We start from the raw sequence: 14,864 nt of genomic DNA on the forward strand, positions 1-14,864 counted from the left end.
GCCGAGTTCGAGGACGGCACGCACCCAGTACGTGAAGTCGTCGACACGGTCCTCAGTGATTCCGAGTGGCTGAGGGGTCCGAATGACCTTGGGGTCGGGAGCAGCCGACACCCGCGAACGCGTCGAGTTGAGCGTGGGCGGAACGGTTCAGCGCAGCGGGGGTGTTCCGGCCGGAGCGACGTCCGCGGCGAGTTGGAACCACTCGTCAATGTTGCTCGTTGTCGGTAGCGCGGCACCGAGGCGGAGCGTCGCAGACTTCAACAACTGGGCGGCGCCGGCGGGGTACGACGCCAACTCAACACCGAGTTCGGTCGCACGCGTTCTGACGCGATCGTCGTCGACGACCTCATGAGCAATGTTGAGCCGCAGCAGGTCGTCGCCGGTGAAGCGGTTGCCGCTGAGCGCGATCTGTAACACGGTGGCCAGCGGATAACGCGCGGTCAGCCATGCCAGGTTCATCGGCGCAGCCATTCCGATCCGCACTTCAGCGACCTGCAGCCAGGCCTCGCGGCCAGTCACAATCAGATCGCCCGCGAGGGCAAAGGCAGCGCCTCCGTTGATCGCATAGCGCTCGAGTGCCACGACCACGGGGTGCGGGCACCGGGCGAGCGCGAGGTGGGCCTGGCGAACCGACGAACTGGCCGTCGCTCGCCAGGCCGGCGGTGGGTCGGCGTTGTACTCGGTCAAGTCGAGCCCCGAGCAGAACGCGCCGCCGGCGCCACACAGCACGACAGCGCGCACGTCGGGATCTCCACTGGCGGCGGTGACATGTGCGGTGAGCTCATCGAGCATCGGCGGGATGATTGCGTTCTTCCGATGAGGGCGATGCAGTTCGATGATGGCCGCGCCATCTTGATCAGTGCGCCGCACGAGCGGCGACGGCATCTGGTTGCCCGTGGCGACTGTCGCGGCGTCCGTTGTCATGGGTGTCAGCGTTGCAGACCGATCAGCTCGGACTCGCACGTCGCGCGCCCAGTACGCAACTCATTACGGTTCGGTCATGAGTGAACCGGGGAGTGAGACGGGGAGTGAGACCGGAATGACCGCTGCAGCAGTGGCCGGGCTTCAACCCGAATGGATGCTGACACCGGTTGACCGAGACTCGCCGGCGGTGACGTTCGGCGACGTGTCGATGTCGTGGCGTGACGTTGAGCTCCGTGGGCGTCGCGTGGCGCGGGCCCTCGATGGCGCGGGAGTCACGACGGGCGCCGTGTGGGGCGTGCTTGCCCACAATGGACTCGAGTGGGTGGAACTCACGCTCGGCAACGTGCGTGCAGGTGCTCGGATTGTTCCGCTGAACTGGCACCTCACGGCAATCGAGGTGGCGGCCCTCCTTACCGACAGCGGCTGTCAGTTGATCATCACTGACGCGAGGTTGAGCGATGTCGCCAGAGAGGCTGCATCGATCGCAGGAGTCGACCGAGTCATCGAACTGGGGCCCGAGTACGAGGCATGGCTCGACGGCGCGGGCGACGCGCTGCTCACCGATCGACAAGCGGGCTCGCCGATGCTGTTCACCGGCGGGACCACCGGCCGGTCGAAGGGTGTCACCCGCTCTGAAGTCGCTGCTGACATCGCGATGTGGCCCGAATTGTGGAGCCGGTGGGGGACCTTTGTCCGCATGCCGGATGAGGGCACGGCGTTGGTCACGACGCCGCTGTACCACGCCCTCGGAACGGCCGTGATGGGCGCAGCGTTGGCGAAAGGGCTGCCGGTGGTGATCGCCGGCCGATTCGACCCGGAGGGAACGCTGGCGCTCATCGAGGAGCACCGGATCACGTCCGGTCCGATGGTGCCGACCCAGTTCATCCGGATGCTCAAGCTGCCCGACGAGGTTCGCGCTCGATACGACCTGTCGAGCCTTCGGTGGATCTTGCACACCGCTGCTCCGTGTCCGGCCTGGGCAAAGGTCGCGATGATCGACTGGTTCGGACCGGTGATCTACGAGATGTATGGCTCATCGGAAGGGACGGGCCCGGCCATCTGCGACAGCCATGAGTGGCTTGCGCATCCCGGCACGGTCGGCAAGGCGTCGCCGCGCATCGAGTACTCGATTGTCGACGATGGCGGCAACGATCTGCCAGCGGGTGAGGTGGGCACGATCTACTGCAAGCGAGCCGACGGCGCTCCGGAATACCACGGCGACCCAGACAAGACAGCGGCGATGCAGTTGCCCGACGGGCGCTTCACCGTGGGCGATCTCGGCTGGCTCGACGAGGACGGCTTCCTCTACCTCGCCGACCGACGGGTCGACCTGATTCTCGTCGCCGGTTCCAACGTGTACCCGGCGGAGATCGAGGCGGTACTCATCGAGCATCCGAGCGTGGCTGATGCGGCGGCCTTCGGAATCCCGGACCCAGATATGGGCGAGCAGGTCAAGGCCGTGCTGGAGCCGGCTGTTGGCGTCGAGATTGATGTCGATGCGATTGCTGCGTTCGCCGCCGAGCGGCTCGCGAAGTACAAGTTGCCGAAGTCGTACGACATCGTCGACGCCCTTCCACGAGAGGCGCACGGCAAGTTGAAGAAGCGTCTGCTGCGCGACCCGTACTGGACCTGATCTGCGCGGAAGAGTCACCAAGGGGCCCAAGCCCACTGGTGAAGTGTTAGTTGGCGGGAAGGTCGCGAAATGGCGTGTTGCGGTCGGGCCCGGGTTCCCGCGGGAGTCCGAGTACCCGTTCGCCGAGAGTGTTGCGTTGGATCTCGTCGGTGCCGCCGCCGAGCGACATGCCGCGACAGTTGAGCACGTGGTACGCCCAGTAGTCGGCGTCGGTGTCGCTCGCTTCCCACGCAGCCGCCGTTGCTCCGCCGAGTTCGTGGGCGAGTTGGGCAGCATGGCGGCCTTGGAGCGTTCGCCACAGTTTGCCAATTGAGGGGTGCAGCCCGCGCTGTGTCCCCCATGGGACAAGTTGCTCACCGGTGTACGCGACGGCGAGCTGTTGACGGACGACCGGGTCGTTCAGCCGTCCCATCGCGGTGGCGCGGGCGACGAGGCCGTCAAACGGGAGCGGCGATCGGCCGGCTTTCGACTTTGCGGCGTCGTCGGTCGTGACGCCACGGCCCAGGCTGGTTCGTTCGTGTCCGAGGAGCGCGACCGCGAGGGCCCAGCCGCCGTTGACGTCGCCGATCACCCAATCGGCGGGGACCCGTGCTTCGTCGAGAAATACTTCGTTGAACTCTGCGACGCCGGTCATCTGGACGAGTGGCCGCACGGTGACGCCCGGCTGATTCATCGGCAGCGCGAACATCGTGATGCCGCGGTGTTTTGGTAGGTCGGCGTCAGTACGGGCCAGCAAGATTGCCATGTCGCTGTGTTGGGCCTGCGACGTCCACACCTTTTGGCCGGTGATGATCCACTCGTCGCCATCGCGTTCGGCGCGCGTCGTCAGACCTGCCAGATCTGAGCCGGCTCCGGGCTCGGAGTAGAGCTGACACCAGACCTCATCGCCGCGCAGCGCGGCGGGAATGAACCGTTGTTGGAGTGCGGGTGTGCCGTACTCGCGAAGCGTCGGCACGGCCATGCCGACGCCCAGGGTGAACATCGAGTCCTCGCCGGGCAGCAGGTCAAGGGCCGCTTCTCGTCCGGCGGCTTCGTACTCTGCCGGGAGGTCGGCGCCGCCCAGCTCGATCGGGTACGACACGGCGGCGAGTCGAGCGTCGCACAGTGCGCGGCGGTAGGTCTTGCCGCGTTCGAGTGGGTCGTCGATGCCCGTCAAGAGGTCGGGGACTGACTTGTGGAATGCAATGACGCGCGCTCGGAATTCGTCGATGGTCTCGCGTGTTGAGGTGTCGACGGAGTTGCTGGTTGAGTTCGTCATGTCGTTCCGATTCGTGTCGCGGGGGTGCCGACGGTCACACTACGGTTGGGGAAACGACAGGTCATCACCGATCGGTCGCGCCGCCAGGATCATCGAAGTGTCATCGGCCCCATGGCAACACGGGGTCAACACGGGGTCAACAAGGGGTAACGGGGAAACTGCATGACCAATACTGCTGACGTTCTCTTAGGGAGCGAGTCGACTGACACCGAACCGCTGCTCGTCGTCAAAGACTTGCGGACCCACTTCATGGTGCCTGCGGGCGCGGTGAAGGCGGTTGACGGCGTGTCGCTCACACTTGAGCGGGGCAAGACGCTCGGTGTTGTGGGCGAGTCCGGTTCGGGCAAGACCATCCTGTCCCGTTCGATCATGGGGCTCAACGTGGTGGCCAACGCCGTCACCACAGGTTCGGTCAGGTACGCCGGCATGGAGTTGGTCGGTCAGAGTCCAAAGCAGATGAAACATCTGTGGGGTGTCGAGATGGCGATGGTCTTCCAAGACCCGATGACCTCGCTCAATCCGGTCGTCAAGGTCGGGCGCCAGCTCACCGAGCACGTCCGTCAGCACCTCGGCATGAACAAGGCCGACGCGCGTGAGGTGGCCGTCGAACTGCTGCGATCGGTTCGTATCCCCGAGCCCGAGGCGCGTTTCGACAACTACCCGCATCAGATGTCGGGCGGCATGCGCCAGCGTGTCTGCATCGCGATTGCGTTGGCCTGCGGTCCGAAAATGTTGTTTGCTGATGAGCCGACCACTGCACTCGACGTCACTGTTCAACACCAGATTCTCAACCTGTTGGCCGCCCAGCAGCGCGACCGGTTCATGACGATGATCATGGTCACCCATGACCTTGGCGTGGTCGCTGGGCGAACCGATGACATCGCTGTGATGTATGCCGGCAAGATCGTTGAGAAGGCACCGACACCGCTGCTGTTCGCCGAGATGCGTCACCCGTACACCCAGGCGTTGCTCTTCTCGATTCCGAAGACTGACCAACCGAAACACACCCGGCTCACCGCGATTGCCGGTCGTCCGCCGGACTTGATCTCACCGCCAGACGGCTGCAAGTTTGCGCCGCGTTGCCCGTACGCGCAGGATCGATGTCGCGAGGAAGAGCCGGTGCTGCAAAAAGCTGACGAGTCCGGTCATGAGTTCGCGTGCCACTTCCCGATCGGGACACCGGAGAACGAGGCGGCGTTCCAACGCAACCTTGAGGCGGGCGTCCCGCAAACGCTCGCCGCAGCAGGCCGGGTGCAAGCCACTGATGATTTGGCCGCACTTGAACACCTCGCACAAGCCGCCAAAGAGGGAGAACACTGATGGCCGGAACCGGCACTGCCCACCTTCGCCAGTCCGGCGAGGCACTTCTGCAGGTCACGAACATGCATGTCGAGTTTCCCGCCGCCCGGGGTCGCACGGTGTACGCCGTGAGCGGCATCAGTTTCGACATCGCCCGGGGTGAGACGTTGGGCCTGGTTGGTGAATCGGGCTGCGGCAAGTCGACCACCGGCAGAGCAATCTTGCAGCTGCCCACGCCAACTCGTGGTGAGGTGTCGCTCAATGGTGAGGATCTCGCTGGCGTCTCTGACTCGGTGATGCGCTCGCGTCGCACTGACGTGCAGATGATCTTCCAGGACCCGATTTCGTCACTCAACCCGCGTCGCACGGTTGGTGAAATTGTTGCTGAGCCGCTCAACGTCTGGGGTCCAAAGAACAAAGATGAGCAGTGGGCAAAGGTTGCCAAGATGCTCGACGCCGTCGGCATCGACCCCGATGTGGCGCGCTACAAGCGGCCGCACGAGTTTTCCGGCGGTCAATGTCAGCGCATCTCGATTGCCCGTGCGCTCGTGCTCGAACCCGAGTTGATCATCTGTGACGAGCCGGTCTCGGCGCTTGACGTTTCGGTCCAGGCGCAGATTCTCAATCTGCTCGAGGACTTGAAGGCCGAGTACGGCCTGACGCTCGTGTTCATCGCGCACGACCTTGCGGTGGTCAAGAACATCTCTGACCGTGTCGCGGTGATGTATCTCGGCAAGATGTGTGAGATTTCCGAGTCCGACGAGTTGTATGCCAATCCGGCGCACCCGTACACCCGGTTGCTCCTCGAGTCGCTGCCTGTTCCGGATCCGACCGTCCAGATCGATGAGGACGTGGCTGCGGAGGGAGAACTTCCCTCGCCGCTGTCGCCGCCGTCGGGTTGTCGTTTCCGCACTCGCTGTCCGCTCGCTGATGAGATCTGTGCCGAGCAGGAGCCGATCATGCGGCGTGTGTCTGGTGATCATTTCGTGGCCTGCCATCATCCCCTCGTTGAGGCGGATGACGTACCGGTATCGCTCACCGCGTGAGCCAGACAACAGGGAAGTCGATGACGGCCTGGTGCCAATCTCGTGACGATGCGTGCCTTCCGACACATGTGATGGCCGTCACGTCTGATAAACAGTCGTTCAAGCGCTCAGGGGGAGTGCTTGAAATCAACCGGGGCCTCGGCTCCACACACAAGGGGGACATCCAATGACACGACGACGCACGAGTCGTCTTCTCGCACTTCCACTCGTATTCGGTCTGCTTGCAGCCGCGTGTGGGAGCGACGATGGAGACAGTGACGGCGGTGGCGACACCACTCCCGTCGCGACCGAAGCCAGCGGCGGCGATGAGCCTGCCGAGGAGCCTGCCGAGGAGCCTGCGGAGGAGCCTGCGGAGAACGAAGATGTCGCTGAAGCCGGCACCGAGGCCGAAGGCGATGTTGACACCGAAGCGGCCGAGGCAACCAGCGCAGTGAGCTACGGCGGCGACATCGCCGTCGGTCTTGAATCCGAAGCGGTCGGCCTGCGTCCGTGGGAAGACACATGCTCCTCGCCTTGCTACAACATCATCGGGACCATCTACGACAAGCTGATGGAAAAGGACTCAAACGGTCAGCTCCAGCCGTGGCTCGCTGAGTCGATCTCCTCGAACGAGGACTTCACCGTCTGGACAATGACGCTGCGACCCGGTGTCACATTCCACAACGGTGTTGAACTCACCGCTCAGACCATCGCCGACATGTTCCCAGTCCAGCAGGGTGGCACCGTTTCCGCTGGCGTGGTCGGCGCAGCCAATCTTGTCGGAGTCGAAGCCACCGGCGATCTTGAAGTGACGTACACCTTGGGTGCTTCGAACTCCGCGTTCCCGGCGTACCTCGAACGTGCTGCGCTCGGCATGGTCTTTGACCCAGCAGCAGCGGTAGCTGACCCTGACAGTTACAGCACCGCACCGATCGGCACGGGCCCGTTCGTCATCGATTCCCGCGACCTCGACAACGAGACCAAGGTCGTGCGTAACGAGAACTACTGGAACTCTGATGCCGAAGGCAATCAGCTCCCGTATCTCGACTCCATTGCGTTCCGCCCGATTCCGGACGAAGGCACCCGCCTTGACGCTGTGCTCTCGGGCACCGTTGATGCAATGCAGTCGTTGCGTCAGGGCACCATCCGTGATGCCCGCGCTGACGGCAGCCTGTCGCTCTACGAGTTCCAGGGCAACAACGTTGGTGGCGGCATGTTCAACGTGCTGAAGGCACCGTTCGACGATGTTCGAGTCCGTAAGGGCCTCACACATCTGAACAGCCAGGAGAACGTCATTGAGGCACTCGGCGGTACCGGTATTTCGTTGCCGGGTTCGCAGTGGTTCTCGCCGGACAGCGTCTGGTACTCGGAGAAGGTTGCAGCCGCTTGGCCGCAGTTTGACTTCGAAGGTGGCGTGGCATTGGTCAGCGAGTACGTCAACGATCCCGAGCGCTCTGACGGCAAGGCCGTCGGCGAGAAGATCGACGTCGAGCTGTCTTGCCCGCCAGATCCCACACTCATCGCTGCCATGCAGGTCATCGAGCAGGTGTGGTCACAGACCGAGTTGGTCAACGTGACGCTGACCCAGTTCGATCAGCAGACGCACATCAACAAGGCGGTCACCGATGAGCACAACGCTCATTGCTGGCGCTTCAGCGATGACAACGACCCTGCGACGTACACGTCTGCATTCGCACCGCCCACTCCTGAGATTGCTGCGGAGAACGGACTCGACGGCATTGTGTCGCCGGTCAACTTCCCCAACTACTTCTCGGCGGCGAACTTCGGCGCAGCAGTCGGCGCAGTGGCGACCGACGATTTCGACGAGCGCTTCGCAGCGTACGAGTCCATCATGTTGGACTTCGCCGAAAACGTGCCGCTCTGGTACTCGGGTCACACAGCGACGATGATCGCTGCGGATCCGAAGTTGGACGGCATCCTTGGGTGGCACCTCCCGCAGGGTGGCGACCTCGGTATCGGTCAGCAAGCTGCTGAGGGCCGCTGGCTCGAAGTGTTCATCACTTCCTGAATTTCATGGTGATGGTTCCGGCCGGGTCGCTCTGACCCGGCCGGAATGGTCGGACCCCGTTCAATCCACGATGTCGACCTGATAGGGAGCACTTCTTCGATGGCACTCATGTTGTTCACGCGACTCGCCCGCCTTGTGGCGACGCTGTTCGCGGTGACCTTGATCACGTTCAGCATGGTCTCGTTGCTCCCAGGCGACCCCGTCGATGCAATCCTCGGTCAGACCGAACGAACACCTGAGATCGAAGAGGAGCTTCGGACCGAGCTGAAGCTCGACGAGCCGTTTGTTCAGCGCTACCTCAACTGGCTCGGCGACGCGGTGCAAGGCGATCTCGGTGAGTCATACATCAACCGCGGTCAGACTGTCACCGGTGAGATCAAGAACCGTATCCCGGTCACCGGTCAGCTTGCACTCATGGCGATCATGATGGCGGTTGCGGTTGCCGTGCCCGTCGGCATTCTCGGCGCATACCGTCAGGGCAAGTGGCAGGACACCACGACGTCGGCAGCAGCGCAGGTTGCGCTGTCGGTGCCGAACTTCATCACCGGCATCTTTCTGATCTATGTCTTCTCTGTTCGTCTCGGCTGGTTACCGGCGTCCAACTGGAATCGAATCACCGATAAGGGCCTTGTCGAGAACCTCAAGACGGCGATCATGCCGGCAACCGCCCTGGCGCTCACGCAGATGGCGATTTTCTCACGCCTCGTGCGTTCCGACATGATCGGCACGTTGCAGCAGGACTTCATCCTCGCCGCACGCGCCAAAGGCCTGAGTAACCGCTTCATTCTTTTCCGTCATGCGCTGCGACCGAGTTCGCTCAGCCTGGCGACGATCATCGGCATCAACTTCGGTGCCCTCCTCGGCGGAACGGTCGTCATCGAGACGCTGTTCGCCGTTCCCGGACTGGGGTTCCGTTTGATCAACGCGATCAACTCCCGTGACATCTTGATGATCCAAGGCATCACCGTGTTCGTCGCGGCGGCCTACGTCATCATCAATGCCTTGGTCGACATCCTGTACACCTTCATCGATCCGCGGATCAGGAAGAGCTGACGATGAGCGATGATTTCGAACTCCCTCCGACCGAATCGGCAGTCGGTGGCCGCATAGCGACGGGTGTCGTCCACGGGGAAGCGCCCGACACGGCAGCATCGCGGTCGATCGAATCGATGACGGCGGGCTCGACGCCGCCGGGCAAGCCGAAGCGTGCATCGTTGCGGCAGGTGTTTCGCTCGATGCCGATCCTCGTCAAGTTCGCGGCGATCTGGCTCGTTGGCGTCGTGGGTCTGGCGATCTACGCCAAACTCGACACCTCGGTGTTCAACGGATCGTTGCCGCTGCAGGACCCGAACCTCCAGCTCAACAACTTCAACGCGGCAACGGGTGAGTTTGGTACCGGCGAGCCGATCGAAGGTCCGTCGGCCAGCAACTGGCTTGGGACCGATGCGTTGGCGCGCGACACGTTTGCACGAATTGCCCACGGCGCGTGGGTCAGCCTGACCGTCGCCATCGTTTCCGTGCTGTTCGGCATCGTGGTCGGCGGATTTCTCGGCACACTCGTCGGATTCGTGCGGGGGCGCACCGAGACCATGATCATGTCGGTGATCGATGTCATCCTTGCCTTCCCGGCGCTGGTGCTGCTGTTGGCGCTGGTCGCGATCTTCGAGGTGCGCGATCTTCTCGTGATCAGCGGAGTGATTGGCTTTCTGTCGATTCCCGCGTACACCCGAGTCGCCCGAGCGAACAGCTTGGCCATCTCGAACCGTGAGTTCGTGCTTGCTGCGCGATCGATTGGTACCAAGCAGAGAAAGATCCTGTTCCGCGAGATCTTTCCGAACGTGCTGCCGACGCTCGTGGCGTACGCAATGGTCGCATCGGCATTTGTCATCGTGGTTGAGGGTGCGCTGTCGTTCCTCGGTCTCAGCGTGCAACTCCCCACGTCCACGTGGGGCAACATGATCAATCAGTCGCGGCGTGACATCAAAATTGATGTGTGGCAGGTCATCTGGCCGTCCTTGGCGTTGACGCTCACTGTCCTGTCGCTGAATCAGGTCGGCGACTTCTTCCAGAAGCGCAACGCGATTCGCGCCAGTTCGCTCTGACCCCTCGTTGACAAGCGGACCACATGGTGCCAGGCACCAAGTCGTCGGCACCAAGTCGTCGTTCGCATCTAGTCTTTGCTCATGAGCATTCCCGTTGAGTTGCCCGATTTGCAGGCCAAGACGGGGGAGTACACCTGGGCATTCCTGCTCACGGTGCGCCCCGATGCCACGCCGCACCTGGTGAGTCTGTCGACGTTGTGGCACGACGACGGAGCGGAACCCGCCTTGCTGATGTCGGTGAGCGCAGGCACGGCGCGCAATGCAACGGCTGGGTCAGTCGTCACGCTCTGCTATCCGCCGCTCGACCATGACGGCTACAGCCTGATTGTGGATGGCACGGCTTCGGTGCACGACGGTGATCCGCCGGCGGGAGTTGACCCGATTCCGGAGGGCAAGGCGCTCCTTCGCTTCGCGCCCACCGGCGCAGTACTCCATCGCTCCGCAGCCCCCGGCTTCGCCAACTCGGCAACCGGCTGTGCCAACGACTGTCTGCCTGTCGACGCATCGACAACCTGAGCTGAGCCGCAACCGAAGGACGGAGTCCGGAGCGCTCGACGGTGGTCAGGCGTGATGCCCGACCCGTAGACCTGGGTCCAGAATGGGGCGGATTGCTGGTCTGAGCGGGCAGCGATTGGCGCGCTCGCGAGAGGACGGGCCGTCAGGCGAGACTGATGGCGACGACGTTCAGCGTTCCGCGCGTAACTTCTGCGGTGGCGGCTCGGCGCTTGCCATAGAGGTGAACGACGACATTCGGGTCGGCTTCGATGTTGCGCAACCACTGCGAGTCGCTGCGGACTGTGCTGACCATCAGTTTGTCGCCGAGCCGGGTGGCCAGAAGCGGCACTTGCCGCGGCTCGCCCGACACGCGTCCCGTCACCTCGAGCACGATGGCGCCGCCACCCACGGGAAATGGGTTGCCAACGCCGGCGATCACGGCGGGCTTCACGACCGAGTTGAGCGTGCGAAATGCCGTTCGTGTGAGCTCTGCCTGGGCTGCGGGGATCGACGTCATTCCATCACGCTACCGAGCAGCTGCCCGTCACCTCCGAGGCGCCCGCGGACTCCTACGATGCGGCTATGGATGCAACTGAAGCCGACGTTCGACGCATCGTCGCCCAGCTCGGGTCGAACGATCCGTCCCTCGATGTCGAGGTCATCGACTGTGACCCAGAACTCGCCGACACCGCACAGTTCGTCGAAGCCTATGGCTACACGCTCGACCAATCAGCCAACACCTTGGTCGTGATCGGCAAGAGCGATCCGCCGGTCTACGTGGCCTGTGTCGTGTTGGCGAGCACCCGACTTGACGTCAACAAGGTGGTGCGCAAGAAGCTTGGCGTAAAGAAGTGCTCGTTCGCTGGGTCAGACGTCACCGAGGAACTCACCGGCATGAGGGTTGGCGGCGTCACGCCCATCGGATTGAGCGAGCACATGCCGTTATGGGTCGATAGTCGAGTGATGGAGTGCGAACGCATCGTGCTTGGCGGTGGGAGTCGGAGCTGCAAGGTTATTGGTGCGCCGCAGATCCTGACGTCGCTCCCCCATGTTGAAGTTGTCGAAGACCTCGCCAAGGATCCCCCGGAAGCACCACCGGCATGAACCTCATTGCCCAGGCGAGCACGTTCAGTGGACTTGAGCCCACACTTGAACGGACATTGGATTTGATTGGGGTCTTCGCGTTTGCCATCTCGGGTGGTTTGCTCGCAGTTCGCAAGGGCTTCGAGCTGGTGGGCGTGATTTCGCTGGCACTCGTGACGGCGTTGGGCGGCGGTGTCTTGCGCGACCTGCTGCTCGGTGCGACGCCGCCGACGGCGTTCAGCGACGTGCTGTATCTGGTCGTGCCGCTCGGCGCTGCGGCTTTGGTTTTTGTCGGCCATTGGCTGATCAATCAGCGCGTCAACCGTGCGGTGCTGATTTTCGACGCGGCAGGCCTGGGGTTGTTCTGCGTGACTGGTGCCGTGAAGGCCTTTTCGTTCGGAACAAGTGCGGTTGGCGCCGTGCTGATCGGTGTGATCTCGGCGGCCGGTGGCGGCATCATCCGCGACGTCCTCGCCAACGAACACCCAAGTATTTTTCATCGTGACAGCACGCTTTACGCGATCCCCGCAGCGCTCGGTGCGACGGCGGTGGTCGTGTCGCTGCGCAATGATTTCTACAGCGGTGGCGTTGCCATCGGGGTGGCGATCATGGTCTTCGTGTTCAGAATTGCTGCCATGCATTTCCGCTGGCGTGCACCGATGCCGTTCCGATCGGCCACGGAATCCTGAGGTTCGGGCCGGCAGCGCGGCCTGCGAACACGGCCGGATTCAGCCCATCTGGCTGGTGCGCGATGGCTGCACGACCATGACAACGCGATGGTCACCTTCCTGGTGGTGCGGGTACGCGTCGGCGTTGATGTACTTCTTGGCCATCGAGTCGATGAACGTGTTTGATGAATCGTCATCGATACGCACGACCGTGCCACGGATTTCGAGGTAGCGGTACGGGCTGTCTGGATCCGTGCCGGACACGGCGATCGTTGGATTACGGACGAGGTTCTCGTACTTCTGTCGGCCTCTGGTCAGAGAGAACATGAAGTGTTCGCCGTCCCAGCCGCCCCAGACCGGGCTCGACTGGATTTCGTCGTGCGGGCCCATGGTGGCGATGTGCCAGAAGGTCTTTTTGGTCAGCAGGTCAGCGTGCGATTCTGGAATGACGGCCATGTTCACTACAACGTTTGACGAGGCGTGGGCATTCCCCAAGCGCGTGGATCTGCGGGCGATCAGGACGAAGCGGTCCGGAGGGTGTCGAGGCGCTCGGCGAGTGCTGGGTCAGTCAGGCGTGTTCGGGCCGAGGCGAGAGCGGTTTCGGTCGTTGCCTCGCGTCGAGTCGCGTCCATGGAGTTGCGGCCCATGGCCGCAACGTCAGCTGGTGTCGGTTGGAAGGTGACAACATTGGTGCCGGCGTCGCGAAGCCGTTTCACTTCGGTTGCCAGCTGTCGGGCTTGCACGCCACGGAGTCCCGGCATCGACGGGCCGCGCCCGCCTCGCGTCTCTGACATCGGCGAAACGATGACGACGAGATCGAGCCCGGCGTCGGCGAGGAGGTCGGCGTTGGTGGGGGAATGCACGGCACCATCGACATATCGCCGCCCCGCGTGTTCGACGGGCCGGAAGACGCCGGGAATCGACGACGATGCCTGGACGGCGACGCCGACCGGCGCGTCGGTGCCCTCGCGACCGAACACGACTCGATCGCCACTGTCGAGGTCGACGGCGCAGATCCACAATGGTTGCGCGGGCCACGAGAGATTGCCGTACAGCATCTTGATTCGTTCACCGATGACGTTGGTCGAGATCGTTCCGGTTGGTGTCAGCGCGGCGAACACTTTGCCGGGGCGCCCGCCCGATCGCAGCACCATGTTCGGTGAAGCAGGACGCGGTAGACGCGAGAGTGGTCGCGGCCGCATGTCGATGGTTGGCGGCCCTCCCGTGCGCCCAACGATCGCAGCCGCTTCGGTGGAAATCGGCTGAGCCAGCGTGCGCGGTGCGAGGTCGATGGGCGGAAACCCGGCGCGCAATGTGGCCGCCACGCCGGCACCGGCGGAGGTTCCGACAAGCACTTCTGCGTCTCGGGCGTCGAAGCCGGCCTCGGCCAAAGCTGTCAACACTCCGGCGTGGTAGGCGGCTCCGACGATGCCGCCGGCGCCAAGCACGACTCCGATCTGCCCCATGGGGCCACCCTACGCGCCCATCCGGTCCGACAGATCAGTCGTTTGCGCACCCAGGAACCGCCGCCGGCGACACGTGGCGGGTGCGCAAACGGTCGGTTGTGGGGATCGGTCAGCGAAGTGAGAACGGGGGGGGTACTGGTCGGTCGTGAGGAGGAACGCGTAGGCGTTGACGCGCATGCCCCATCGTCCGACACCGACGACGAAGTTGAACAGGCCTCGCGGGTATCGGCCAGTGAACAGGATCGCGAACCAAGCGGCGATCACTGCGAAGAACGCGCCGATCGCCAAGAAGAACAACACGATGTAGTGGGGAATGGCCAGGAACCACTTGACCAGCGGGAGTCCGCGACGCAGATCGTGCTCCGCGTCTGGATAGTCGATATCCAGTGCCACGCTCTGGGCGTCGACAGTCGACGGGTACTCGTCGGTCAACAGTGCCATGTACACACCGACGCGGGCAGTGAATCGAGTGAGCTCCAAGTTGAAGTCAAACCACCAGCGCGGGTAGCGCTTCCGGAACAGAATCATCAACAACGTTGCTCCGAAGAGAGCGCTCGCAACACTCGCCGTGCTGGTCATGACCCATTCCCCGCCAGCAGTCTGCGTGACTTGGGTTCCACTGCCGCTGAGCACGCTCAGCAAGATCGCGATGGGGATGACCAGGATCAGGCGAAACGCAGTGGTCACGCGGCTGAGCTGCTCGGGGTACCGGACGTCAAATCGTGCCGGGTACGCCGGCCCTGGTGGCACTGCGCCTGGCCCACCGGCCTGAGGCGGTGGGGGCGGAGGTGGCGGTGCCGGAGGACTGAATGGGGTGCTGCCGTCGTTCGTCATCGCGTTCCATGTTTCCATGGTTCTGTGTGCCGTCGCGCCAGTTCCGCG

The 14,864-nt window shown here is 63.3% G+C and carries 15 protein-coding genes; 9 read left to right on the top strand and 6 right to left on the bottom strand.

Going from position 1 to position 14,864, the window contains the following annotated elements:
- Positions 1–147 precede the first annotated feature (147 nt).
- Positions 148–924 carry an enoyl-CoA hydratase/isomerase family protein gene (locus ACH2DW_RS13925; RefSeq protein WP_394930349.1) on the bottom strand — a complete coding sequence of 259 codons (777 nt, stop codon included), beginning with the start codon at positions 922–924 and terminating at the stop codon, positions 148–150.
- Positions 925–1,000: 76 nt separating this feature from the next.
- Here ACH2DW_RS13925 and ACH2DW_RS13930 point away from each other — a divergent pair, with 76 nt between their 5' ends.
- Positions 1,001–2,557 (top strand): AMP-binding protein, encoded by a 1,557-nt coding sequence (locus ACH2DW_RS13930; RefSeq protein WP_394930350.1) that lies wholly within the window; start codon positions 1,001–1,003, stop codon positions 2,555–2,557.
- Between the two features lie 46 nt (positions 2,558–2,603).
- On the opposite strand, the gene ACH2DW_RS13935 is transcribed toward ACH2DW_RS13930, so the two are convergent.
- Entirely contained in the window at positions 2,604–3,815 is a 1,212-nt protein-coding gene (locus ACH2DW_RS13935; protein WP_394930351.1) for an acyl-CoA dehydrogenase family protein, read from the bottom strand.
- A gap of 162 nt (positions 3,816–3,977) precedes the next feature.
- Between ACH2DW_RS13935 and ACH2DW_RS13940 the strand changes: the two genes are divergently transcribed.
- From ACH2DW_RS13940 to ACH2DW_RS13965, 6 genes are all read left to right on the top strand, one after another.
- Entirely contained in the window at positions 3,978–5,135 is a 1,158-nt protein-coding gene (locus tag ACH2DW_RS13940; RefSeq protein WP_394930352.1) for an ABC transporter ATP-binding protein, read from the top strand.
- Complete coding sequence (locus ACH2DW_RS13945) at positions 5,135–6,160, top strand: ABC transporter ATP-binding protein (protein WP_394930353.1); 1,026 nt, start codon at positions 5,135–5,137, stop codon at positions 6,158–6,160. The genes ACH2DW_RS13940 and ACH2DW_RS13945 overlap by 1 nt, the downstream gene beginning before the upstream one ends.
- A gap of 166 nt (positions 6,161–6,326) precedes the next feature.
- On the top strand, positions 6,327–8,168 hold the full coding sequence (locus ACH2DW_RS13950) for an ABC transporter substrate-binding protein (protein WP_394930354.1): 1,842 nt from the start codon (positions 6,327–6,329) through the stop codon (positions 8,166–8,168).
- A gap of 99 nt (positions 8,169–8,267) precedes the next feature.
- Positions 8,268–9,221 (top strand): ABC transporter permease, encoded by a 954-nt coding sequence (locus ACH2DW_RS13955; RefSeq protein WP_394930355.1) that lies wholly within the window; start codon positions 8,268–8,270, stop codon positions 9,219–9,221.
- Positions 9,222–9,223: 2 nt separating this feature from the next.
- Positions 9,224–10,270, top strand: a complete 1,047-nt coding sequence (locus ACH2DW_RS13960) for an ABC transporter permease (RefSeq protein ID WP_394930356.1) — start codon at positions 9,224–9,226, stop codon at positions 10,268–10,270.
- 81 nt (positions 10,271–10,351) lie between these two features.
- Positions 10,352–10,786: a hypothetical protein gene (locus tag ACH2DW_RS13965; protein WP_394930357.1), complete on the top strand. Its 435-nt coding sequence runs from the start codon at positions 10,352–10,354 to the stop codon at positions 10,784–10,786.
- Positions 10,787–10,928: 142 nt separating this feature from the next.
- On the opposite strand, the gene ACH2DW_RS13970 is transcribed toward ACH2DW_RS13965, so the two are convergent.
- Positions 10,929–11,282, bottom strand: coding sequence for a nitroreductase/quinone reductase family protein (locus ACH2DW_RS13970; RefSeq protein WP_394930358.1), 354 nt, complete (start codon positions 11,280–11,282; stop codon positions 10,929–10,931).
- Between the two features lie 65 nt (positions 11,283–11,347).
- On the opposite strand from ACH2DW_RS13970, the gene ACH2DW_RS13975 reads away from it, so the two are divergent.
- Together ACH2DW_RS13975 and ACH2DW_RS13980 are read left to right on the top strand one after the other, a co-directional pair.
- Positions 11,348–11,869: a YbaK/EbsC family protein gene (locus ACH2DW_RS13975; protein ID WP_394930359.1), complete on the top strand. Its 522-nt coding sequence runs from the start codon at positions 11,348–11,350 to the stop codon at positions 11,867–11,869.
- Complete coding sequence (locus ACH2DW_RS13980; RefSeq protein ID WP_394930360.1) at positions 11,866–12,537, top strand: trimeric intracellular cation channel family protein; 672 nt, start codon at positions 11,866–11,868, stop codon at positions 12,535–12,537. Before ACH2DW_RS13975 ends, ACH2DW_RS13980 begins: the two co-directional genes overlap by 4 nt.
- Before the next feature lie 39 nt (positions 12,538–12,576).
- On the opposite strand, the gene ACH2DW_RS13985 is transcribed toward ACH2DW_RS13980, so the two are convergent.
- The 3 genes from ACH2DW_RS13985 to ACH2DW_RS13995 all read right to left on the bottom strand — a co-directional run.
- The gene (locus ACH2DW_RS13985; protein ID WP_394930361.1) at positions 12,577–12,972 is read right to left on the bottom strand and encodes a PPOX class F420-dependent oxidoreductase; all 396 of its coding nucleotides are present in this window, start codon (positions 12,970–12,972) and stop codon (positions 12,577–12,579) included.
- Positions 12,973–13,031: 59 nt separating this feature from the next.
- Positions 13,032–13,982, bottom strand: coding sequence for a patatin-like phospholipase family protein (locus ACH2DW_RS13990; RefSeq protein WP_394930362.1), 951 nt, complete (start codon positions 13,980–13,982; stop codon positions 13,032–13,034).
- Positions 13,983–13,991: 9 nt separating this feature from the next.
- Positions 13,992–14,864 (bottom strand): DUF4389 domain-containing protein (locus ACH2DW_RS13995; protein WP_394930363.1); only part of this gene is annotated, 873 nt, incomplete at its 5' end.

Origin of the sequence: uncultured Ilumatobacter sp., from assembly GCF_963980585.1 — a bacterium.
Lineage (GTDB): Bacteria > Actinomycetota > Acidimicrobiia > Acidimicrobiales > Ilumatobacteraceae > Ilumatobacter_A.

Coding starts and splice junctions, on each gene's coding strand:
- ACH2DW_RS13985 (WP_394930361.1), bottom strand. CDS start 12,972: ATGGCCGTCATTCCAGAATCGCACGCTGACCTGCTGACCAAAAAGACC.
- ACH2DW_RS13950 (WP_394930354.1), top strand. CDS start 6,327: ATGACACGACGACGCACGAGTCGTCTTCTCGCACTTCCACTCGTATTC.
- ACH2DW_RS13955 (WP_394930355.1), top strand. CDS start 8,268: ATGGCACTCATGTTGTTCACGCGACTCGCCCGCCTTGTGGCGACGCTG.
- ACH2DW_RS13990 (WP_394930362.1), bottom strand. CDS start 13,982: ATGGGGCAGATCGGAGTCGTGCTTGGCGCCGGCGGCATCGTCGGAGCC.
- ACH2DW_RS13970 (WP_394930358.1), bottom strand. CDS start 11,282: ATGACGTCGATCCCCGCAGCCCAGGCAGAGCTCACACGAACGGCATTT.
- ACH2DW_RS13975 (WP_394930359.1), top strand. CDS start 11,348: ATGGATGCAACTGAAGCCGACGTTCGACGCATCGTCGCCCAGCTCGGG.
- ACH2DW_RS13960 (WP_394930356.1), top strand. CDS start 9,224: ATGAGCGATGATTTCGAACTCCCTCCGACCGAATCGGCAGTCGGTGGC.
- ACH2DW_RS13980 (WP_394930360.1), top strand. CDS start 11,866: ATGAACCTCATTGCCCAGGCGAGCACGTTCAGTGGACTTGAGCCCACA.
- ACH2DW_RS13930 (WP_394930350.1), top strand. CDS start 1,001: ATGAGTGAACCGGGGAGTGAGACGGGGAGTGAGACCGGAATGACCGCT.
- ACH2DW_RS13925 (WP_394930349.1), bottom strand. CDS start 924: ATGACAACGGACGCCGCGACAGTCGCCACGGGCAACCAGATGCCGTCG.
- ACH2DW_RS13935 (WP_394930351.1), bottom strand. CDS start 3,815: ATGACGAACTCAACCAGCAACTCCGTCGACACCTCAACACGCGAGACC.
- ACH2DW_RS13940 (WP_394930352.1), top strand. CDS start 3,978: ATGACCAATACTGCTGACGTTCTCTTAGGGAGCGAGTCGACTGACACC.
- ACH2DW_RS13945 (WP_394930353.1), top strand. CDS start 5,135: ATGGCCGGAACCGGCACTGCCCACCTTCGCCAGTCCGGCGAGGCACTT.
- ACH2DW_RS13965 (WP_394930357.1), top strand. CDS start 10,352: ATGAGCATTCCCGTTGAGTTGCCCGATTTGCAGGCCAAGACGGGGGAG.